Below are 22,268 nucleotides of genomic sequence, written 5' to 3' on the forward strand. Positions count from 1 at the left end.
GGTGGGTCCGATGCCGCTGTATCGCGATGAGGCCGTGGTCCTGCGCACCGTGAAGCTGGGTGAGGCCGATCGTATCGTCACCCTTCTGACGCGCGACCATGGCAAGGTGCGTGCGGTGGCGAAGGGCGTGCGTCGTACCAAGTCGCGTTTCGGCGGCCGCTTGGAGCCCTTCATGCGCTCCGATCTGCTCATCGCCACCGGGCGCTCGCTGGATGTGGTGTCGCAGGCGGCGTCCGTGGGATCGTACGCAGGCCCGATCGGAGCGGACTACGATGCCTTCGCGGCGGCGAACGTGATCGCTGAGACGGCCGATCGAGTGGTCGCCGCGGAGAAGGAGCCGGCCGGACGGCAGTACCGGCTTCTGGTCGGTGCGCTGGCGGCGCTGGCGCGGCACGCGCATCCGAGCGAAGCCATCGCGTTGTCGTATGTGATGCGGGCGCTGGCCATGGCCGGATGGTCGCCCCGGCTGGACTCCTGCGTCGTGTGCGGGCGGGGCATGGCCCGGGAGGGTGATCTGTGGCTGTCGATGGAGGCGGGCGGGCTGATGTGCGCGTCGGACCACACGCCGAACTCCCGGCGCGTCTCGCGGGCCGTCGTGGATCGGGTCTCCGCGCTTCTGCGTGGGGATTGGTCCGCCGTGGACGCCGGCGGCGGGGATGCCGCGATCGTGGCGGATGCGGCGCGTGTTGTCGAGGAATGGAGCGCATATTATCTCGAGCGGCCCATTCGTTCGCTGCGGTGGGTAGATTCGTAGGCATGGCTTTCGAAGATGTCGACTATACGTCATTAAGCGTTCCCGCCGCGCCATTCAGCAACCCGGCCATCGTTCCCGAGTTCCCCAAGGGCAGGGTCCCTCGGCATGTGGGCGTGATCATGGACGGCAACGGGCGTTGGGCCAAGCAGCGCGGACTCGTCCGGACGGAGGGGCACAAGGCCGCCGAGCCGGTGGTTTTCGATACGATCGCCGGGGCGATCGAGGCGGGGGTGCGGTATCTGAGCCTGTACACCTTCTCGACCGAGAACTGGAAGCGTTCCCCTCAGGAGGTGCGTTTCCTCATGGGTTTCTCCCGCGACATCATCCACCGTCGCGTCGCGCAGATGGACGAGTGGGGGGTGCGGGTGCGGTGGTCGGGGCGGCGACCGAGGCTCTGGCGTTCCGTCATCGACGAGCTTGAGAAGGCGATGGAGCGCACAAAGGACAACACCACCATCGATGTGGTGTTCTGCATCAACTATGGCGGTCGGGCGGAGATCGCGGACGCCGCGGCGGCCATCGCCCGGGACGTGCGTGACGGCCGGATCAGTGGGGATCGCGTCACCGAGCGGATGATCGCCGAGCATCTGTACAATCCGGACATTCCCGACGCCGATCTGGTGATTCGCACGTCCGGTGAGCAGCGCACGTCGAATTTCCTGCCGTGGGAGGCCGCCTACGCGGAACTGGACTTCGTTCCCGAACTGTTTCCCGATTACGGGCGTGCCGTGCTGTGGCGCTCGATCGACCACTATATACACCGCGACCGTCGCTTCGGCGGGGTCGTGCAGAACATCGTTCGCCACTCGTGATGGGGCCCGCCCCGCTGCTGCGCCCGGCGGGTGGCGGGGGAGAGGCCGTTCGGCGAACGGCCGCCATCGCCGGGCGCTGAGCGTGCCTTGGCCCCGTCCCGTACCTGGGGCGTTTCCGAACCTGTTCGCACGCCGGTCATAGCGGCATGCGCCCGTGCGCCGGGCGTCGGCGCATGTCTTCTGTTCCCCGTGCCCATTCCCACAAGCCGTCGTGTAAGGAATCCGTTAGTAAATATCGCGCGTACATATGGGTTCCGTAAAAAAGGGCGCCGACCCCGGATCGGCTCCATAGTGTATGTGTGATGTGTCTTGCCACATCCATGACGCGAACGCGTCAGTGGTGAAGACGCCGATAGTTCCAGCTGGAACCATGGCTGCCCTGCACAGGGCAGCCGTATTTACACGGTATTGAGGAATGGAGAAGTTGTGCTTGATGCCATTGTGATTGTGGGAAGCATTGTTCTGTTTATGCTTTTCGACGCGTTGTCCGGAAGGATGGAGCACCTGTGATTACCGTTTTTGATGCCATTGCCGCGGTGCTTGCAGTGGCAGGGGTGGTGTACATGACGTACTCGCTTATTCGCCCCGAGCGCTTTTAGGCCTGGGCTATTTTTACTGTAAGAGGTTGTAATGGTTTATTTTTACGCGATCGCAGCGGTGTTGCTGGTAGTTGCGATTTTGGCGGCGATGTACAAGCCCTTTGGCGGATACATGGCATGGGTGTTTACGTCGCCGAAGGATCTGGCGCCCGAGCGCTGGTTCTATAGAGTTGTTGGTGTGGACTCCAGCAAGAGTCAGCCGTGGAGGTCCTATCTGCGGGGAGTGCTTGCGTTCTCCCTGGTGGGCCTCATTATTCTCTACGCCCTGCAGCGCCTGCAGCAGTACCTGCCCTATTCGCTGGGGCTGGGTGCGGTTTCGCCGTTCCTGGCCTTCAACACGGCCGCGTCATTCGTGACGAACACGAACTGGCAGTCGTATTCGCCGGAGACCACCGTGGGCTACACCGTGCAGCTCGCCGGTCTGTGCGTGCAGAATTTCCTTTCCGCGGCTGTGGGCATCGCGGTCGCCATCGCGTTCGTCCGCGGATTCGCGCAGAAGAGGCAGGAGAACATCGGCAACTTCTGGGTCGATATGATGCGCGCGTGGTGGCGGATCCTGCTTCCCATCGCGTTCGTTGGGGCTCTGATCCTCATCGCCTTGGGAACCATCGAAAATTTCCACGGGTTCGTGAGCACGGCGACGGTGGCCTCGGGGACCCAGCAGATTCCGGGCGGCCCGGTCGCCTCGCAGGAGGTCATCAAGGTGCTGGGCACGAACGGCGGCGGCTTCTTCAACGCCAATTCCGCCCACCCGTTTGAAAATCCCTCGGTGTGGACGAACCTCATTCAGATCATCTGCATGCTGGCCATCCCCGTGTCGCTCACGCGCACCTTCGGCGTCATGGTCGGCGATGTGAGGCAGGGCTATGCCCTCGCCGCCGCGATGTTCATCCTCTGGACCGCGTCCTTCCTTATCCTGATCGGCTTCGAGTCCTCGCTGCACGACCCGGCCGCCCATCTTGCGGGAGGTGCGATGGAAGGCAAGGAGACCCGCTTCGGTGTCGTGTGGTCAAGTGTCTTCGGCACCACCGCCACCGGCACCTCGACAGGGGCAACCGATACCTCGTATGGATCGTTCACCGCGCTTGGAGGCATGATGCTGCTGCTGAACATGATGCTGGGCGACGGTCTCCCCCGGAGGGTGGGAACCGGCCTGTACGGCATCATCGTCATGGCGGTGGTCACCGTGTTCATCGCCGGTCTGCTGGTGGGACGCACCCCGGAATACCTCGGCAAGAAAATCGGACCCCATCAGATGAAGCTGGCTTCGCTCTACTTCCTTGTCATGCCGGTCATCGTGCTTGCTGGCGTGGGCCTTTCGTTCGCGATACCGGGAATATCGAAGGGATCCGCCTCCGTCCCGGGCTTCAACCCGGGGTCTCATGGCTTCTCCGAAGTGGTGTACGCCTTCACGTCCGCGACCAACAACAACGGCTCGGCGTTCGGCGGTCTGAGCGCGAATACGCCCTGGCTTGACGTCGCGCTCGGCGTCGCCATGCTTCTTGGTCGGTTCATTCCCATCGTACTGACACTGGCCCTGGCCGGATCGATGTCCAAGCAGGACAGGATCACGGCGACCAGCGGAACGCTCAGGACCGACACGGCGCTGTTCGTGTTCCTTCTGGTGTTCGTCATCATAATTATCGTGGCGCTGACGTTCTTCCCGGCACTGGCATTGGGACCGCTGGCGGAAGGGTTGGGTGCCTGAGATGTCTGACTCGCAGGCCGTTCTCGGCAATATGAAGAAAAATAGCAACGCGGGACTGGGACACGTGCTGTCGAAGGCGTTCCCGGAAGCGCTCAAGAAGTTCGATCCCCGTGTGCAATGGCACAATCCGGTGATGTTCGTCGTCTGGGTCGGGGCGTTGTTCCTCACCGTCCTCGGCATCTTTCAGCTCGTCTTCCCCCATGACGCCAGTCTGCGTGGAGGCAGCGGCATACCCGCGTATTTCACGTGGGTGATAGCCCTGTGGCTGTGGGCGACCGTTCTGTTCGCGAACCTTGCGGAGGCCGTTGCCGAGGGACGCGGAAAGGCCCAGGCCGATGCGCTGCGCAAGACGCGCACCGCGACACCTGCGCGAAGGGTCCACGGCTACGACGCCCAGGATGATCCGGATGTGAGCATCACGCCGGCCATCGAGGTGTCCTCCAGCGAACTTCGCCGTGGCGATGTGGTCATCGTCTCCGCGGGCGAGCTCGTGCCCGGCGACGGCGATGTCATATCCGGAATCGCTTCGGTGGACGAGTCGGCGATCACCGGCGAATCCGCCCCGGTGATCCGTGAGTCCGGTGGGGACAGGAGTGCCGTCACCGGCGGTACGCGCGTGCTTTCCGACCGCATCATCGTGCGCATCACCCAGAAGCCGGGAGAAAGCTTCGTCGACAAGATGATCCAGCTGGTGGAGGGGGCGAACAGACAGAAGACTCCCAACGAGATAGCGCTGAGCGTCCTGCTCAGCTCGCTCACCATCATTTTCCTGGTGGTGGTGCTGACCCTCAATCCCATGGCGGCGTATCAGAAGGCCTCGGTTTCGCTGACCATACTCATCTCGCTGCTTGTCTGCCTCATTCCCACGACGATCGGAGCCCTTCTGAGCGCCATCGGCATTGCGGGAATGGACCGCATGGTTCAGCGCAACGTCCTGGCCACGTCCGGCCGTGCCATCGAGGCAGCCGGCGACGTCACCACCCTGCTGCTGGACAAGACGGGAACGATCACCTACGGCAACCGCCAGGCATCCACCTTCCACGCCCTGCCCGGGGTGAGCCATGACGACATGGTCCGTGCGGCCGCCCTCAGCTCGCTGGCGGACAATACTCCCGAAGGTCAGTCCATCGTCGCTCTGGCGGCGAAGGAGGGATGCGTTCTCGAGCAGGTCGACGGAACCACATCGGTTCCCTTCACCGCGCAGACGCGCATGTCCGGCCTGGATCTGCCAGATGGCGCGCATATACGCAAGGGAGCGGCCTCCGCCGTCGAATCGTGGATAGCCGCCGAAGGGGGCACCCCCGATCAGGAGACCATGGATCAGCTGCATGACCGTGTCACCGTGGTGTCCCAGGCAGGGGGGACGCCGCTTGTCGTCGCCCGGCAGAACGAGGATGGAAGCATCCGCGTTCTGGGCGTGGTTGAGCTCAAGGACATCATCAAGAAGGGTCTGAAGGAGCGGTTCGCCGATATGCGCAAAATGGGGATCCGCACGGTGATGGTCACCGGGGACAACCCCCTGACGGCCAAGGCCATCGCGGCCGAAGCCGGAGTCGATGACTTCATCGCCGAGGCCAAGCCCGAGGACAAGCTGTCGTACATCAGGGCCGAGCAGGCCAAAGGCCAGCTTGTGGCCATGACGGGCGACGGCACGAACGATGCACCGGCGCTTGCCCAGGCCGATGTCGGCGTCGCCATGAACTCCGGAACCTCTGCGGCGAAGGAGGCGGGCAACATGGTGGATCTGGATTCGGATCCGACTAAGCTGATCGACATCGTCCGCATCGGAAAGCAGCTGCTCATCACCCGCGGCGCGCTGACGACGTTCTCCATAGCCAACGACGTGGCCAAGTATTTTGCCATCATACCGGCCATGTTCATGCAGACGTTCCCCGGCCTGTCCGTCCTGAACGTCATGGGTCTGCACTCGCCCTTCTCGGCCGTGCTGTCGGCCATCATCTTCAACGCCATCATCATCGTTCTGCTGATTCCTCTGGCATTGAAGGGTGTGAAGTATCGCGCCGAGGGAAGTGAGAAGATCCTGTCGCGCAACCTGAGAATCTACGGGTTGGGAGGCATCATCGCCCCATTCATCGGCATCTGGATCATCGATTTGTTTATTCGCTTGATCCCGGGCATGTAACGGGAGGTAAGGAAATGAGATTGTTTGAAACACTTCACGCACGCACTCTTGTCGCCGCGTTGAAGGCGATGGTCGTGCTGACGCTGTTCATCGCGCTGATATACACGCCTGCGGTCACGCTCGTCGGCCAGGGACTGTTCCACGATCAGGCCAACGGCTCGCTCATCACCGATTCTCAGGGAAAGGTGATCGGCTCGCGGTACATCGGGCAGTCGTTCCTCGACAAAAAGGGCAGGCCGCTGGTCAGGTATTTCCAGTCGAGGCCGTCGGTGACGACCGATGCGCAGGGCAAGGATCTGCCATACAACGCCGGATCATCCGGGGGGTCGAACCTCGGGACCTCGGACGCCACGCTGCTGCAGGCCATACGCCAGCGCAGGGCTGCCGTCGCGAAGCTGGAGAAGGTCAGTCCGGACAAGGTCCCCGCCGATGCGGTGACGGCTTCGGCGTCGGGTCTTGATTATCAGATCAGTCCCGCCTACGCGTCGCTTCAGGTCAATCGCGTCGCCAGGGCGCGGCACATGAGCCCGGCCTCCGTGGAGGCGCTGGTGCAGAGGTACACGTCGGGTCGGGGTCTTGGCTTCATCGGAGACCCGGGCGTCAACGTCGTGCTGCTCAACGCGGCCCTCGACCGGATGCGATAGCCCATGGCGGGGAGGGGAGCCGGGTGCGGCTCCCCTCCCCGCCATGGGCTCTGCGCATAAAGCGTGTGCTGTTGTGCGCGGGGCGCTATATGTGTACACATGGGTGCATGATATGCATGCTTGAGCTATTCGCCGTCGTGAACATGGGAAGTCGCAATGACTAAGGGATCGCTGAAAATACTGATTGGCGCCGCTCCAGGTGTCGGAAAGACGTATGCCATGCTGCGCGAGGGGCATAGACTCGTGCGCGACGGGAGCGACGTCGTGATCGCCTATCTGGAGACCCATGGGCGAAAGGCGACCGAGGAGGAGGCTCACGGGTTTGAATCCATACCGCCCAGGCTCATGACCTACCGGCATCTGCATGTGCAGGAGATGGATCTGGCCGCCACGCTGCGCAGACATCCCGAGGTGGCCCTTGTCGACGAGCTCGCTCATACGAATGTGTCGGACTGCGTGCACGACAAACGATGGCAGGACGTGCAGGACATCCTCGATGCGGGCATCGACGTCATCACCACCATCAACGTGCAGCACATCGAGTCGCTCAACGACGTCGTGAGGGCGATTACGGGAAGCCTTCAGAAGGAGACCGTTCCCGACACGTTCCTGCGGACGGCCGATCAGATAGAGGTGGTGGACATCCCCCCGCAGATACTTCGGGAACGTCTCTCCGCCGGCCTGGTCTACGCGCCCAATCGGGTGGACGCCGCCCTCTCCAACTATTTCAGACTGGGAAACCTCACTGCCCTGCGCGAGCTCGCCCTCCTGTGGCTGGCCGGCAACGTGGACGAATCCCTGCGCCAGTATCGCGAGCAGCAGGGCATCAACGACAAGTGGGAGACCCGTGAAAGGGTCGTCGTGGCCCTGTCCGGAGGGCCGGAGGGCGAGGCGCTGCTCAGGCGTGGCGCGCGCGTCGCGGCGCGGTCCGGAGGGGGCGAGCTGCTGGCTGTGCACGTCACCAGCTCCGACGGTCTGCGGTCGGGCCAGGTGCGTCTTCTGACCCAGCAGCGTGCTCTCGTCGAAAAGCTTGGCGGCACCTTCCACCAGGTGGTTGGCGAGGACATCGTCGATTCGATCGTTGAATTCGCCGAGGCGGTGAACGCCACGCAGATCGTGATAGGCGTCTCCAGCAGAAGCTCTCTGAGACGGTATTTCGGCTGCCCCTCGGTTTCGGAGAATCTCGTTCAGCATTGCGGCAGCATCGACGTGCATCTGGTCACCCATGACTTTGCGGCCCAGGGGTTCACCCTGCCCAAGATCCACGGCGTGCTTCCCCCGAAGCGCAAGCTTTTCGGACTGCTGTTCTGCGCGATCGCCATACCCCTTCTCACTGTCGCGTTGATGCCGGGACATGACGAGTACAGCCTTCCGCGCAACATTCTCTCCTATCAGCTCATCGTTGTGATAGCCGCCATGATCGGAGGGGCGATTCCGGCCGTCGCCGCCGCGCTGGTCTCCGGAGCCATCATCGACCTGTTCTTCATCGCCCCCATCGGCACGTTCCACATGTATGAGCAGTTCGGCGTCATCTCGCTCCTTCTCTATGTGGTTATCGCGCTGCTCGTCAGCTACGTGGTGGATCATGCGGAACGGCGAAGCCATGCGGCCCAGCGGGCCCGAGCCGAATCGGAGCTGCTGTCGTCGATTTCGGGAAGTGTGCTCAGAAGCCATGATCCGCTCCGGGCGCTGGTGGACCGCGCCCGGGAGGCGTTCGGATTCAGCCGGGTGACCTTGCGGCAGGAGGATGGGACCATCGTGCAAAGCGTGTCTGAGCCTGCCCCCGGCCAGCAGGAGGGACACGGCGATTCATCAGGGGGTCCGGCGGCGGAACAGAGTGCATGCGCGCATGCGGACGGTGGCGCGGAGCGCCGCGCAGTGGACGCCGGGGACGGCAATGGGCCGCATTATGACGTGGATGACGGCATCAAGGACGTGTCCGACGATGATGACGACCATCTTATGGTGTACGAACTCAACGGCGGCAAGGCGACCCTGACCGCCGAGGGGGCGGAGATCACCGCCAACGACCAGCGGCTCTTCAACACGGTTCTCACCCAGGTCCAGACTGTGCTCGAGCACAAGGATCTGGAACGCAAGGCCAGCAGAATAGAGCCTCTGACGGCGGCGGACAGGATTCGCAGCGCCCTTCTTGACGCCCTCAGCCACGATCTGCGCAGGCCTCTGGCCTCGGCCACCGCCGCGGTCAGCGGCCTGATGGGCAATTATGACCACCTTGATGAATCCGACCGCGACGATCTGCTGCAGGTGGCGTCGCGGAGCCTGGAGGAGCTGACGAAGCTTGTCACCGATCTTCTGGATGTCAGTCGGCTGCGTGAGGACGCCCTTCCGATTTCGTTGTGCGCGACCGACAGCGAATCGGTTATCGTCGGGGCGCTTGACGAACTGGATATGGGACCGGACAAGGTCAGTCTCGATATCCATGAGAGCCCGCTGGTATGCGCCGATCCGCCCCTTCTGAGACGTTCGATCTCAAATCTGCTTCTCAACGCCAGTCGGTTCAATCCGCCGAACAGAAAAATCGGGATATCCATCAGCGCATTCCGCGAGCGGGTGGAGATTCGCATCATCGACTACGGACCCGGGATCGCCCCGCAGCGCAAGGAGAAGATATTCGTGCCGTTCCAACGTTTGGGCGACACCGATAACACCACTGGCCTGGGTCTGGGCCTGGCCCTTTCCAAAGGATTCGTGGAGGGGATGGGCGGCAGGCTGATCGCCGAGGACACGCCTGGAGGCGGGCTGACCATGGTGATTTCGCTCAGGGCGCTCGGCCCCGACGCCGTCGTGGGAAGCCCCATCTCCCTTCCGCCCGGTCAGATCGATGACAGCGACGTCAACGTCGATCAGCTGATCGACACATCAACGGCTGCAGACCCGATGCAGGAAGAGGATTCGCAGTCTCGGGAAAAGGGGGAAGAATGAAGATTCTCATCGCCGACGATGATCCGCAGTTCCGCAAGGCGCTGCGCATCACGCTGCGATCGCAGGGATACGAGATCATCACGGCGCAGGATGGAGTGTCGTGCATCTCCTTGGCCGTGGACACCCATCCGGACATGTTCATCCTCGATCTGGGCATGCCCCATATGGACGGCATCAGCGTGATAGAGGGGGTGAGAGGATGGACGAACGCGCCCATCCTCGTGGTGTCGGGGCGGGTGAACGCCCGGGAGAAGGTGAGGGCGTTGGATGCCGGGGCGGATGATTACGTGACCAAGCCCGTGTCGATAGATGAGCTGCTCGCCCGGATACGGGCGTTGAGCCGACGAATGACACAGCCCTCGGAGGACCAGGAGCCCGTGGTCCATCTCGGTGCGGTCACCGTCGATCTGGCGTCGCACAGTGTGGACAAGGCCATTCGGGGTCGGCGGGTCAAGGTGAAGCTGACCCCGACCGAGTGGAAGATGCTGGAGCTCCTCATTCGCAACTGCGGCAAACTGGTCACCCGCCAGGATCTGCTGACGCACATCTGGGGCAGCGAGCACATCTCCGACAGCGGATACCTGCGCTTGTACATGTCCCAGCTTCGCAAGAAGATCGAGCCCGACCCCTCCCATCCACGGTACCTTCTCACGGAAACGGGAATGGGGTACCGGTTGGATCCGGGGCCGGGCCAGAAGCGGTGATCCGCGTCCTCAGCGCCTGCCGAGGATCTCGTCCACCAGCTGCGGCTTGCGTGTGATCTGCCCGGTGAACCCCGGCCGGATGTCGAGTTTGAGGGTGACGCCCGTTCTGCAGCCCTGGCTCACCAGCTTCATGGTGGCGTCGCGCACGACGGCCAAGACATCGTCGAGGTTGCCCTCGATGTTGGTGAACATGGCGTTCGTCTCCTGGGGGAGGCCCGAATCCCGGATGACGGCGATCGCCTGCGCCACATATTCGCTCAGCTCCTCGCCGACGCCGCTGGGGGCGATGGCCACAGCGGCGACCGTGTTGACGTAGGGCGCCGCCTGTGCGCGGTCCGGCTTCGTTTCCTGTGTGGTGCCCGTGCTTCGGGTGTCGTCGTGTTCCGTGTTGGTGTTGGTGCCCATATTCTCTTTCCTTTTCTCATTACGTGTTGTCATGCGCCGCCGCCCGCTGATGTGAGACGCCGGCTGCCTGTGGCCGCGTGATCGCGATTCGGCGTTCCTCTTCATTGTGCCACCGCCATGCGTGGTCCATGGGACCGTTTCCCTGCCCGAGGTCCAGCCCCGCCGCGATCGCCCCGGTGGTGTAGGCCTTCGCGCTGGCCACCGCCTCCGGCAGCGTCAGGCCCGTGGCCAGCCCCGCGGCAATGGCGCTGGACAGGGTGCATCCGGTGCCGTGCGTGTTCGGGTTGTCGATGCGCGGCGACGTGAACCACGTCGTTCGTCCGCGGTCCGCCAGAACGTCGTTCGCATTTCCGGCGCTGTGGCCGCCCTTGAGGAGAATCGCCGTCCCGTATCGGGAGGACAGAGCCAGCGCGGCATCCTCCATGGCCGCAGGGTCGCCCAGCGATCCCGGTTTGAGACCGAGCAGCGTCTGAGCCTCGGCGATGTTCGGGGTGATCAGCGTTGCCAGCGGCAGAAGCTTCGCGTCCACAGCGTCAATCGCGTTCCGGTCGATTAGAGCCGTGCCGCTTGAGGATATCATCACCGTGTCCACGACCACGTTGGTCGCCGCATATGAGTCAAGCCGTCGGGCGACGACATCGACCAGAGGGGCCGTCGGAATCATGCCGACTTTCACGGCGTCCGGTCTGATGTCGTCGAACACGGCCCTGATCTGGGCGTCCAGCATGCTGATGCTCGTGTTCTGCGTAGAGAACACCCCGGTCGTGTTCTGCGCCGTCAGCGAGGTGATCGCGCTCATGCCATAGACCCCGCAGGCGATCAGGGTTTTCAGGTCGGCCTGGATTCCCGCTCCCCCCAAAGAGTCGCTTCCCGCGATCGACAGCACCGAGGCGAGGGGGGACGTCATCGTGCGGTCCGGACTTTTTCGGCCATGCTTTGCGCCTGGGAGACGATTCTTTCCTGCTGATCGACGCCCCCGAAGCGTGCTCGAATGTTCTGCGATATGGCCATCGAGCAGAACTTCGGACCGCACATCGAGCAGAAATGCGCCATTTTGGCGGGTTCCGCAGGTAGGGTCTCGTCATGGAAGGCGATGGCCGTGTCGGGGTCGAAGGACAGATTGAACTGGTCGAGCCAGCGGAATTCGAACCGCGCCTTGGAGATCGCCAGATCGCGGTCCTGGGCGTGCGGATGGTGCTTGGCGATGTCTGCGGCGTGGCAGGCGATCTTGTAGGTGATGACGCCCTGCTTCACGTCGTCCTTGTTGGGCAGTCCCAGATGTTCCTTGGGCGTCACGTAGCACAGCATGGCCGTGCCGTACCGGGCGATCTCGGTGGCGCCGATGGCGGAGGTGATGTGGTCGTAGCCGGGCGCCGTGTCGGTCGTCAGGGGTCCCAGGGTGTAGAAGGGTGCGCCCTTGCAGATCGATTTCTCCATCTCGATGTTCATACGCACGGTGTCGAACGGGATGTGTCCCGGCCCCTCGATCATCACCTGCACGTCGTGGTCCCATGCCCGCTGGCACAGCTCGCCAAGCGTCATGAGCTCGGCGAACTGCGCGGCGTCGTTGGCATCCGCAAGACTGCCGGGCCGCAGCCCGTCCCCGAGCGAGAACGCCACGTCGTATCGGGCGAAGATGTCGCACAGCTCGTCGAAATGCGTGTACAGGAAGCTCTCCTGCTCGTGCTCGAGGCACCACTGGGCCATGATGGATCCTCCGCGCGAGACGATGCCGGTCACGCGGTTGGCGGTCAGCGGCACGTAGCGCATGAGAACGCCGGCGTGGATGGTCATGTAGTCGACGCCCTGCTCGCACTGCTCGACCACCGTGTCCCGGAACAGCTCCCAGGATAGCTTGGAAGCGTCGTCGTCGACCTTCTCCAGCGCCTGATACATCGGCACGGTGCCGATGGGGACGGGGGAGTTGCGCAGGATCCATTCGCGCGTGGTGTGGATGTCGTTGCCGGTGGACAGGTCCATCACGGTGTCCGCACCCCACTTCGTGGCCCACGTGAGCTTGTCGACCTCCTCGTCAATGGACGACGAAACCGCGGAATTGCCCATATTCGCGTTGAGTTTGGTGAGGAACTTCGATCCGATGATCATCGGCTCCGCCTCGGGATGGTTGATGTTGCAGGGCATCACCGCATGTCCGCTGGCGAGTTCGGATCGCACGAGCTCCACGTCGCAGCGTTCGCGTTCGGCGACGTACCGCATCTCCGGGGTGACGATGCCGTGCCTCGCGTACCACATCTGGGTCACGGGATGGCCGGAGGCCTTCATCGGCCTGTGCGTGCGGCCTCTCCACTCCTTGGTGGCCCTCCCGCGCTTGATCGCCCGGGCGCCGTCGTCAGCCAGATCGCGGTTCCGCCCCTCGTACTCCTCGATGTCGTTCCTGTCGCGGATCCAATTCAGACGCAGCGGGGCGAGCCCCTCCTTGGGATCGCATCCCGGCCCCTCGGTGTTGTAATCGCGGAAGGGCTCGTTCGTGCCGCCCCTGGGAGTGTCCTCCAGGGCGATTTCGGTGTAGGGAACCTCAAGATCGTAGCTGCCATGCCGGTTCGTGAAATGAATGGGCGTGGTTTTGCGGATATGGGTCCGATCCCGCTGCGCCGATCCGCGCGCGGCGATGTCGACCTGCTGCTGGCGGGCAAGTCGGGCGGCCTCCTTGGCCTCCTTCGCATTGGTGAAGACACCGAATGGTCTGACGTTCGGGGTCGCGGCGTCCCCAACCTTCGCCACGACCCTCGTTTCGACGGTGCTTTCGGGGCGGGCCGCATAGCCATGCTTCCGTTCCCCTCGAACCCCGCGCCATCGTTCCACCAGCTCGCGCGTGGCCCGCCGGGGATCGTCGGCTCCGGCTATGGCGGAGACGACGAACCATCCTGCGGCATGCGTGGCGGCGAGACCCTCCATGTCATCGGCGGTGACGCCTCCGCCGACCACGACCGGATAGGCGCTGGCCGTGGCGATGGTGTCGATCAGGTCGAGGGTCAGCAGATGGCGGCTTCCATCGGTTTCAACGGCGGCCGCCTCCGGTTTCGTGGTGGAGGAGTGCAGTGGCCCCGCGCCGATGTAGTCGATGCATCCGGCGGGAAGCTCGTTGATGAGTTTGACCAGGCTTTCCGTTTCGGCGGAAAGTCCCACGATCGCGTCGTCACCCAGTAGTGCCCGTGCCTCGCGCGGCTCCATGTCGGTCTGCCCGATGTGCACGCCATCGACCTTGATTCCTTTGCGGCGGCATTGCCAGACGACGTCGACCCGGTCGTCGATCACGAAGGCCACGGCGTCGGATTTGCCGTTGTCCTCGATGATCTGCGCGATGTCCTGGGCCATGATGGTGATGTCCTTGGCGTCGGTGTCCTTGGCACGCAGCTGGATGAACGTGGCCCCTCCCAGAAGGGCGTCCTCGACGATGCCTCCGATGTCGCGGCCCTTCGTGTCCTGCGGCCCCACGACGAAGTAGGCCGACAGGTCGAAGGCTGACCGCATGGAGGCGTAGGGGTAGCGGTCGGATGACAGTGACGCCGCGGATTGCGGCGTCATGGACTGTGCCATTGCGGATCGTGACGTGGATGACGTCGGTGTTGATTGAGACGCCATCGATGGTGTGGTGCTGTTGGTGCTGCTGCTGGTCATGGGTCGCTCTCCTGTTCTCCGCTCCGTGGCGGAAAATGTGGCATGGAATTGGTGGTTCACCGGAAAAATCGGCAAGAAAATACAGGGTGTTAAAAAAAGGTATGAAAAATTAGGGTGTAAAAGTGAGGGGTCTACAGAACCGTTTCCACGACGGGATGGGTCTGCTGCGCGGATGCCGCGGTCATGTTCCCCATGGCGACGTCCCGCGCGTCCGCGTTCCACAGCGCATCGAGGAAGGCGGTCTGGAACGATCCCGGCCCGGACGAGCTCGTGGCCGCGGCCTCGGATGCCCGGTTGAACAGAAGTCCCGCCGACAGCGCCGCGACCAGGGGGTCGCAGACGGCCAGATAGGTGGCAGTGACGCCACCCAACGCGCATCCCGCTCCGGTGATCTTCGTCATCATGGCGTCCCCGCCGAAAAGCCGGAACACCTGATCGCCGTCCGTGATCAGATCGACCGGTCCCGAGACCGCGACGGCCGCGCGATGGTTCGGGGCCGTCGCACGAAGGAAGCGGGCGATGGCGATGGCGGCGGCCTGTGATGAGTCGACGTCGTCCACTGCCTCGACTCCGGCGGGCTTGGTCGGTGCCGCAGGGGCGTCGTCCGCAGTGTCGGCCTCGGAGTCGTCCGTGGAGGCATCGTCCGCCGCTGGCGTCGTCGATGGAACGTCCAGTCCCCATATGGAGGCGAGGGCGATGACCTCGGACGCGTTCGCCCGCACGACCGTGGGAGGGTTCTCCCTGAACGACGACAGAATGCGCGTGCGCGTCGAGCCGATTCCGGCGGCCACCGGGTCGAGGACCCAGGGATGCGATGCCGTGTGGAAATACGCGGTGATCTGGTCGAGAGCGTCCGCATAGAACGGCAGCAGCGTGCCGACGTTGATGTAGCTGGCCCTGGCGACCTGGGCGGTATCGATGATGTCGTCGGGCAGGTAGCTCATGGCCGCCGTTCCGCCCGCCGCCAGCTGCGCGTTGGCGACCAGGTTGATGGTCACGAAATTGGTGAAGGACTGTGCCAGCGGCGTTGATTCCCTAACCGTCGAGACGGCGTTCATGACGCGTTGCCTGATTCGCGCGTCATCGGGCACGGTATGGATTCTCTCGTCCATGACGTTGCTCCCTACGATGGTGTTAACCAACAGGTTCTAAGGGTCAGGCGTCCGCCTATCTCAACCCGTCGCCATCGTGTGGTTCGGGGTTCCCCTGCATTACGAAAGAAAACCATAGGGACGACGCCGGACATCCGGTGTCGTCCCTATCGGGGGCGTCTTATTCGCTGTCGACACTCTGTTGCTGTCGACACTCTTTTGCGGTTGTGCGAAGTCAGTATGCGCGCCGGGCGTTGACGAGCTTCTCGAACTCGTCGCGGTACTGCGCCCGGGACTGGGCGTCCTCGAAGGTCACCTCCCCGCTGTTGACCAGGCGGGCGAGGTCCTGGTCGAGGGTGTGCATGCCGAGTTCGCCTCCGGCCTGCAGCTGGGTGCGGATCTGGTGCGTTTTGGATCCGCGGATCAGCGCCGCCACGGCCGGAGTCGAATACATGATCTCCGTCGCGGGAACCCGTCCATGCTCGGTCGCCCGCGGCAGCAGCGTCTGGATGATGACTGCGCGAAGCGTCGACGCCACCTGGACGCGTATCTGCTGCTGCTGGTTCTCGGGATAGACGTCGATGAGTCGGTCCACGGTCGATCCGGCGTCCTGCGTGTGCAGCGTGGCGAGCACGAGATGCCCGGTCTCCGCCGCGGTCAGGGCCGTGGAGATGGTTTCCAGATCCCGAAGTTCTCCCACCTCGATGATGTCGGGATCCTCGCGGAGCGCATGCTTCAGCGCCTCCGCGAAGCTGTGCGTGTCCGTCCCCACCTCACGCTGGCTGACGATGCAGCTTTTGTGGTGGTGGACGAACTCGATGGGATCCTCGATGGTGATGATGTGATCCGTGCGTTTCTGGTTCGCGTGGTCGAGTATCGCGGCGAGGGTCGTCGACTTTCCTGATCCGGTCGGGCCGCATACGAGGACCAGTCCGCGCGGAAGCATCCCCAGATCGGCGAGCTTGCCGTCAAGTCCGAGCTGCTCGCACGTTTTGATCTCCAGAGGGATGTTCCTCATCGCAACGCCCCACCCGGATCGGTCCTGATAGACGTTGACGCGGAACCGCAGAAGAGAGCCGATGGAGAAGGACACGTCCAGTTCGAGATCGCGCTCGAAGCGCTCCCGCTCCACTTCGGTGGTCATCACCTCGGTGATCGCGACGGTGTCCTCCTTGGTGAGTGCGGACTCGCCGTTGACGGGCCTCAGCCTTCCATCGACGCGCAGCATGGGTGGATCGCCGACGACGAGGTGGACGTCGGAGGCCTGATGCATGACAAGGCTTGTCATCGCGTGGACGAAGGCGTCGGGGGCTTCGGGATGCTCGCTTCTCAGCGTGGCCGCCACTTTCATGGCCCGACCGCGGAGTCTCTCGCGGACGGCTTTCTCGGCGTCGTCGACTATCTCCCCGGTCTGGAAGCTGGCGTCGACGAATTCCTCGACGCGGGTGAGGACGTCGGGTGTGGGCTCCGATGATGTTCTTGTTGGCTCCGTGGCCATCCGGGTGCGTGTGGTGGTGGCGAGGTTGGCCAGGTTGCCGCGTGGATCGTCGGTTCGTGCGGGCGGTTGCGTTGTTCGTGCGGGCGGTTCCGTTTCCGTCGCCGATCCCGCGCGGTCGCCGTTCGTCATGCTGTCTGTTGCCGAAGGATCGGCAGGCGCCGGCGGGTTCGGTGTTCTCGGAGGAGCGACCGCCGGTGACGGGAGCCGATGCGTTTCGGTCCCGGATTCGGGCTCCGTCTTTTCCGCAGGCGTGGGTGCCGGTTCAGGTGTCGACAGTGCAACCGCGGCCGGGAAGGACATCGATGCCGTCACGGTCTCGGGTGCTGGCGCGCTGTCGGATACCAGTACCGTCTCGGGTGTGGGTGTGGTCGTGGGTGTGGGTGTGGGTGTGGGCGTGGATGCAGGCGCGGGGACCCCCGAGGACACGGGTGTGGGCGTGGGCGCAGGCGCAGGCGCGGATTCCGCCACTGGCAGGGGTGCCGGTTCCGGCCCCGGCACCGGCGCAGGATCCTCCCTCGTCCGAGCGGTCGTGTCGTCGTCCTTCGTGTTCTCGTCGGAGACGTCCTTGGGCTCGGTGGGCCATGGCAGACTTTTAACCTCGTCCGCGTCGAGGGCTTTGAGAAGCGGCTGCAGATCCGGATCATCGGCGCTGATGGTGTTCTCCGACGACGAGTGCTTGCCGCGGCGCGGATTATGGTCGATGGGCGGCGTCGTGTTGGGGATCGTCACGCCCTTGAGATTCGCGAGATAGTCGATTCCGGGGCCGTCGAACCAGTTGCCGCTCCATGTTCCGGTGTCCTCGGTCGTGCTCTCCTCGGTCGTGTTGCCTCTGGTGGTGTTGTCCTGTGCCATGTGTCCTCCCTGCTGCGTTGCCGGTGGTGTTGACGTTGACGTTTTGTTAGTGGCGGCCTGTGCCGTGCCTGCCTTGCGTGCCGTGCGGTTCGCGTGGCGCGGTGCCTTTGGCGCACCGGTCTCATCACGCCGTCACACGGAGCACTTCCTCGGCCGACGTGATCCCGGCCAGAACCTTGTGCCAGCCGTCGTCGCGAAGAGACGTCATGCCGTTCTCGGTGGCCGCTGCGGTCAGTTCGAGCGAGTTCGCTCCTTTGGCGATCAGGGACTCGATGGCGTCGTTGACTCCCATGACCTGCTGTATGGCCACGCGCCCGCGGTATCCGGTGTTTGAGCACTCGTTGCATCCGACCGGCCTGTACACGGTGGGGGCGGTCTGGCCTTCCGGCAGATCCATGCCGAAGAGCTTCATCTCGGCGGGTGTCGCCACATCGGCACGGCGGCATTTGGGACAGAGCCGTCGTGCAAGCCGCTGTGCCATCACGGCCGCCAGCTATGAGCTGACGAGGAAAGGCTCGACTCCCATCTCGGTCAGACGCGTGACGGCGCTGGGGGCGTCGTTGGTGTGGAGCGTGGAGAGGACGAGGTGGCGCGTCAGTGACGCCTCGATGGCGATCGTCGCGGTCTCCGCGTCTCGGATCTCGCCGATGAGCACCACATCGGGATCAGCGCGGAGGATGGATCTCAGCGCGGCGGCGAACGTCAGTCCGGCCTTGGCGTTCACCTGCACCTGGTTGATCCCCTTCATGCGGAACTCGACCGGGTCCTCGACGGTGATGATGTTGATGTCGGGCTTCGCCACGTCGCCGAGGGTGGCGTACAGCGTGGTCGATTTTCCCGAGCCGGTCGGTCCGGTGACGAGCACCATTCCGTAGGGCCGCTGGTAGGCCTTCTGGTAGATGGCGAGGTTCTCGGGGCTGAAGTTGAGGTCCTTCACTCTCAGGTTTCCCGCGGGCGTGCTGAGGATTCGCATGACGACGGTCTCGCCCCACACGGTGGGCAGCGTAGCCACGCGAAGGTCGATGTTCTTGCCGCCATGGCGCACGGTTATACGTCCGTCCTGGGGACGACGCCTTTCTCCGATGTCGAGGTCGGCCATCACCTTGATGCGGCTGATGACGCCCTGCGTCATGGACTTGGGGGCCTTCTGGAACACGTGCAGGACGCCGTCGATGCGGTATCGGACCTCAAGGCCGTCCTCCTGGGGTTCGATGTGGATGTCGGAGCAGCGGTCGTCGATGGCCTGGCTGATGAGGAGGTTCACGAATCTGGCGACGGGTGATGCGGCCTCGTCCTCGTCGTCCTCGATGTCCACGGCCCTTTTGACCTTGGCGTCCAGATCGTGCGAGATCTCGCTGAGTTCGGCGTTGGCGCGCAGATACCGGTTGATGGTCGCCTCGACCTGGGACGGCATGGCGACCATCGGCAGTATCGACATTCCCGTCGTGGCGGATACGTCGTCCATGGCGGCGAAGTTGCTGGGGTCGGCCATGGCGACTGCGAGCCGTCCGTTGATGACGGAGATGGGAGGAGCTGGTTCTTGCGGCACAGATCCTCGGGGACCATCGACACCACGTCGGTGTCGATGTCGTACTCGTTGAGGTTGACGAACGGCAGGCTCATGTTCTTGGCCAGTATCATGGCCCGGCTCTGCTCGTTCTGCGAGTCGGATGAGATGCTCAGGATCGAGGCGGTGTCGGGCTCGAACACGCCGCCGATGGAGTGGCGGGGGACCCCGTCCGGTCTGAAGACCTCGCGCCTGTCCGTCTGGGACGTCCGCTTCGCGGGGTCTTTCGGATCCGTAGGGGCTGGGTCGGCGCGGTCGTCGTCGGTTTCCGTTTTCTTCCGGAAGAAGAATCCCCGTTATGCTGTGGGGTCACCCATGCTGCTCCTCTCGGGGGAGTCTGGACTGTCCAGGATGGTGGTGATCGTCCTCGTCATCGTAGCCGTAGTGGCGGTCGCCGCGGGTGTGCCGATGTTCCTGTACGAACAGAAAACCTCTCTCAAGTTGTCCGTGACGACGGATGTCCGGGAGACGACGAATGCGGTCGAGACCGCGCTGCGGAAGGTGGATCAGGACGAGTCCAAGATCACGTTCGCGGGCGGCTACGACTGCGTGAAGGAGGGGGACACGCGGTATTGCACGTTCTCCAAGGATCAGCCCGGCACGGTGGGCGGCGTTGCCGTTTCGGTGTCGAAGGGGAACACCGTCAAGGTCACCTTCTATCTGAAGCTTGGCATCTATGAGGTGGCGGGCTCCAACAAGTCCCTCAAATCCGGTGGCCAGTCTGCCGTGTGGACGTTCTACAGCCAGACGGGCAGCAGCAAGTGGGTTCCGTCCGAGCCGTGACGTCGGGTGGCGGTCGTGACGCCGTGCTGCTGCGCTGCTGTGCCGGTGGTTTGGCGGTGCGTCGGAGCGTCACTGCGCAGGTGCGTCGGTGGCGCGTCCGTGGCGTCCTGATTCCATGAGCGGGCGACGGCGGTCCTTTTGCCCGCGCTATGGTGATGGGCGTCTATAATGATTCGGGAATTGGGATTGTTGTCTTTATAAGTGGACATAAATCGGGCGTGGTCGTCCAGGATCCTGAACGTCCGGGATCCTGTGTGGTTCATGGAGTTCGAAGGTTCTAAGGGGAGTCGCGTGAAAAGGTTGTCGGGGTCTGGTGGATCGCCGTCGCATGGCCAGCGCGGCTTCACCCTTGTGGAGGTCATCGTCGCCACCAAATCGCTCAGCGGCATCTACCAGTTCGGATGGTCGAAGACGACCAGCAGCGGGAGCAGCGGGGGGACGTCCGGCAGCACGACGTTCTACGGCAAGGCGCTCACCATCAATGGCGACAAAGGCGCCTGGATATATGCAGAGTCCTACGATGCGGCCACCGGCGTTCTCATCGCGAACAATAACACTCTTTCGGATTGGTGGAAGGTGCAGAACAATCCAAGCGGGGCCACGGGGCTGATCGTTCAGGATCCGCGGTATCAGACCTGCATGGTAGCCGCCACCGACACCACGACGGGGGACGTGGATCCCACGAAGGACGCCACGGAGGACTCGCCTGTCCGTCTTTTCCGTGTGGCCACGTCGACCGACAACAATGGGACTATCACGATCACCTACTCGGATCAATGCAAGTCCACCGGTGCATACAAGCATCTGAACACCTGGGTCTACAGCGCGGACGACAGCATCCGACTGGCCGGGACGGATCTGTGCGTGACCGGCGAAGGCGACACCGTCAACATGCCCGCGAAGCTCGAGAAGTGCGGAACGGGATATTCGCCCAGGGTCAACGGGGCCGCGGCATATGAAGCGACGTATGCGACGAAGGAGGCCAACGACCCCGACAGCCTCCTCAACAAGAATCAGAAATGGGCGTTCTACTACGGGTTCATGAACGCGAGAGACGACGTGAAAGACTCGAACTCGAAGACGCTCTATCAGACTCTGTTCGGATACAGGGGATTATATGAGAACTTCAGCACGGGAGGCGGCTCGGGAGAGTATCCCGGCACCTGTGACACGGGTGCGGGAGAGCAGTTCTCCGATGGCAGCAAAGCCTGCTATCTCATCTCCAGCAAATGGCAGAACCCCCGCATCATGAACGACTGGACGACAAACCAGAACGTGTTCTACACCGGATCTCTGGGCATGGCCGGAGAGTCCGGCTACGAGACCAAGCAGATCGTCAGTTCCACGGGATACTGCATCGATGGGCGACAGAGCAGAAATACCGGTAAACTCACCACCCTCCCCTGCAACGTGGACGCGGAGCCCCTCGAGCCGAGCTGCGACTACAACAACTGCAGTACGGACTGGCACTGGATCTCCCAACACATCGACTACATCGAGGCCGCATCGGCTACAGACTTCACTGCTGATAAGACCCCGGTGCTGACCACTTTGACGTCTCAGTCGTACTGGAATGATCAGGCGAACGAGAACTTCTGCTTCGAGATACAGACGTCGTCCGAATCCAAGGCGCAGAAGGTTCTTAATCTCTATGGTGCCTACTCCGCATGCCCAACGGCGTCGTCGACCGATTCGACGCATTCCTTCTACAGGTTCGGATATGTGGGAGCCGATTCGAAGTTCAACTACAAGTTCGTCCTAGCCTCGACGGTGAACCCCACGAATCCTGACTCCTCCAGTGACCCACAGTGTCTGACGCAGATGAGTCCCGACGATCCGGACTTCGACTTCCACGACTACTGGTACGACCCCACGATGTCGTACATCGCCCTTGAAAGCTGCTCGGCATCAAGCACGAACATCTATGGGCAGACGACGTATCCGCAGGAGTGGAACACGGCGTCCGGATACTCCCATTCCTCAGGTTCGGGCAGTGGGGGAAGCTCGGGATCATCCGGCACGTCCATGACGGCGGGGACGGGATCCTTCATCGTCACCAAGCAGCTTTCCTAGGACGCGCTTTCATGGGACCTGGCTTTGATGGGACTTGGGACGACGGACAC

15 protein-coding genes, 1 pseudogene and 1 riboswitch are annotated in these 22,268 nt (G+C 63.2%); of the genes and pseudogenes, 10 read left to right on the plus strand and 6 right to left on the minus strand.

Translation table 11 applies throughout. The features are described from left to right. Positions 1-10: 10 nt before the first annotated feature. The 8 genes from recO to BMIN_RS03130 all read left to right on the plus strand — a co-directional run bounded on the left by recO (position 11) and on the right by BMIN_RS03130 (position 10,310). On the plus strand, positions 11-754 hold the full coding sequence (gene recO / locus BMIN_RS03100; RefSeq protein ID WP_022861141.1) for a DNA repair protein RecO: 744 nt from the start codon (positions 11-13) through the stop codon (positions 752-754). 2 nt (positions 755-756) lie between these two features. Then, positions 757-1,566, plus strand: a complete 810-nt coding sequence (locus BMIN_RS03105; RefSeq protein WP_022861140.1) for an isoprenyl transferase — start codon at positions 757-759, stop codon at positions 1,564-1,566. Between the two features lie 506 nt (positions 1,567-2,072). Further along, positions 2,073-2,165 carry a potassium-transporting ATPase subunit F gene (locus BMIN_RS09170; RefSeq protein ID WP_022861139.1) on the plus strand — a complete coding sequence of 31 codons (93 nt, stop codon included), beginning with the start codon at positions 2,073-2,075 and terminating at the stop codon, positions 2,163-2,165. 31 nt (positions 2,166-2,196) lie between these two features. Next, positions 2,197-3,873 carry a potassium-transporting ATPase subunit KdpA gene (gene kdpA, locus BMIN_RS03110; RefSeq protein WP_034886261.1) on the plus strand — a complete coding sequence of 559 codons (1,677 nt, stop codon included), beginning with the start codon at positions 2,197-2,199 and terminating at the stop codon, positions 3,871-3,873. Between the two features lies 1 nt (position 3,874). Then, positions 3,875-6,016 carry a potassium-transporting ATPase subunit KdpB gene (gene kdpB, locus BMIN_RS03115; protein ID WP_022861137.1) on the plus strand — a complete coding sequence of 714 codons (2,142 nt, stop codon included), beginning with the start codon at positions 3,875-3,877 and terminating at the stop codon, positions 6,014-6,016. A gap of 14 nt (positions 6,017-6,030) precedes the next feature. Further along, positions 6,031-6,660: a K(+)-transporting ATPase subunit C gene (gene kdpC, locus BMIN_RS03120; RefSeq protein WP_022861136.1), complete on the plus strand. Its 630-nt coding sequence runs from the start codon at positions 6,031-6,033 to the stop codon at positions 6,658-6,660. A 156-nt stretch (positions 6,661-6,816) separates the two neighbouring features. Then, positions 6,817-9,606 carry an ATP-binding protein gene (locus BMIN_RS03125; RefSeq protein ID WP_022861135.1) on the plus strand — a complete coding sequence of 930 codons (2,790 nt, stop codon included), beginning with the start codon at positions 6,817-6,819 and terminating at the stop codon, positions 9,604-9,606. Next, positions 9,603-10,310 carry a response regulator gene (locus BMIN_RS03130; protein ID WP_022861134.1) on the plus strand — a complete coding sequence of 236 codons (708 nt, stop codon included), beginning with the start codon at positions 9,603-9,605 and terminating at the stop codon, positions 10,308-10,310. The genes BMIN_RS03125 and BMIN_RS03130 overlap by 4 nt, the downstream gene beginning before the upstream one ends. 9 nt (positions 10,311-10,319) lie before the next feature. Here the strand turns inward: BMIN_RS03130 and BMIN_RS03135 are convergent, their stop codons facing one another. From BMIN_RS03135 to BMIN_RS09260, 6 genes and pseudogenes are all read right to left on the minus strand, one after another. Next, a complete protein-coding gene (locus tag BMIN_RS03135) occupies positions 10,320-10,715 on the minus strand; it encodes a thiamine-binding protein (protein ID WP_022861133.1) in 396 nt (131 codons plus the stop codon). 19 nt (positions 10,716-10,734) lie between these two features. After that, the gene (gene thiD, locus BMIN_RS03140) at positions 10,735-11,622 is read right to left on the minus strand and encodes a bifunctional hydroxymethylpyrimidine kinase/phosphomethylpyrimidine kinase (RefSeq protein ID WP_022861132.1); all 888 of its coding nucleotides are present in this window, start codon (positions 11,620-11,622) and stop codon (positions 10,735-10,737) included. Beyond that, positions 11,619-14,261, minus strand: a complete 2,643-nt coding sequence (gene thiC, locus BMIN_RS03145) for a phosphomethylpyrimidine synthase ThiC (RefSeq protein WP_022861131.1) — start codon at positions 14,259-14,261, stop codon at positions 11,619-11,621. Before thiC ends, thiD begins: the two co-directional genes overlap by 4 nt. A 224-nt stretch (positions 14,262-14,485) precedes the next feature. Then, positions 14,486-15,466: a hydroxyethylthiazole kinase gene (locus BMIN_RS03150; RefSeq protein ID WP_022861130.1), complete on the minus strand. Its 981-nt coding sequence runs from the start codon at positions 15,464-15,466 to the stop codon at positions 14,486-14,488. Then, positions 15,458-15,572: riboswitch (TPP riboswitch) on the minus strand. Its footprint overlaps the gene before it by 9 nt. A gap of 108 nt (positions 15,573-15,680) precedes the next feature. Then, a complete protein-coding gene (locus BMIN_RS09060; protein ID WP_022861129.1) occupies positions 15,681-17,795 on the minus strand; it encodes a type IV pilus twitching motility protein PilT in 2,115 nt (704 codons plus the stop codon). A 124-nt stretch (positions 17,796-17,919) separates the two neighbouring features. Further along, positions 17,920-19,436: pseudogene (locus BMIN_RS09260) on the minus strand (GspE/PulE family protein). On the opposite strand from BMIN_RS09260, the gene BMIN_RS03165 reads away from it, so the two are divergent. After that, positions 19,336-20,145, plus strand: coding sequence for a hypothetical protein (locus tag BMIN_RS03165; protein WP_162138751.1), 810 nt, complete (start codon positions 19,336-19,338; stop codon positions 20,143-20,145). The pseudogene BMIN_RS09260 and the gene BMIN_RS03165 sit on opposite strands and share 101 nt — an antisense overlap. 291 nt (positions 20,146-20,436) lie before the next feature. Then, positions 20,437-22,218: a hypothetical protein gene (locus BMIN_RS03170; protein ID WP_026647452.1), complete on the plus strand. Its 1,782-nt coding sequence runs from the start codon at positions 20,437-20,439 to the stop codon at positions 22,216-22,218. Positions 22,219-22,268: the final 50 nt, after the last annotated feature.

It is taken from the genome of Bifidobacterium minimum, from assembly GCF_000741645.1.
GTDB lineage: Bacteria > Actinomycetota > Actinomycetes > Actinomycetales > Bifidobacteriaceae > Bifidobacterium > Bifidobacterium minimum.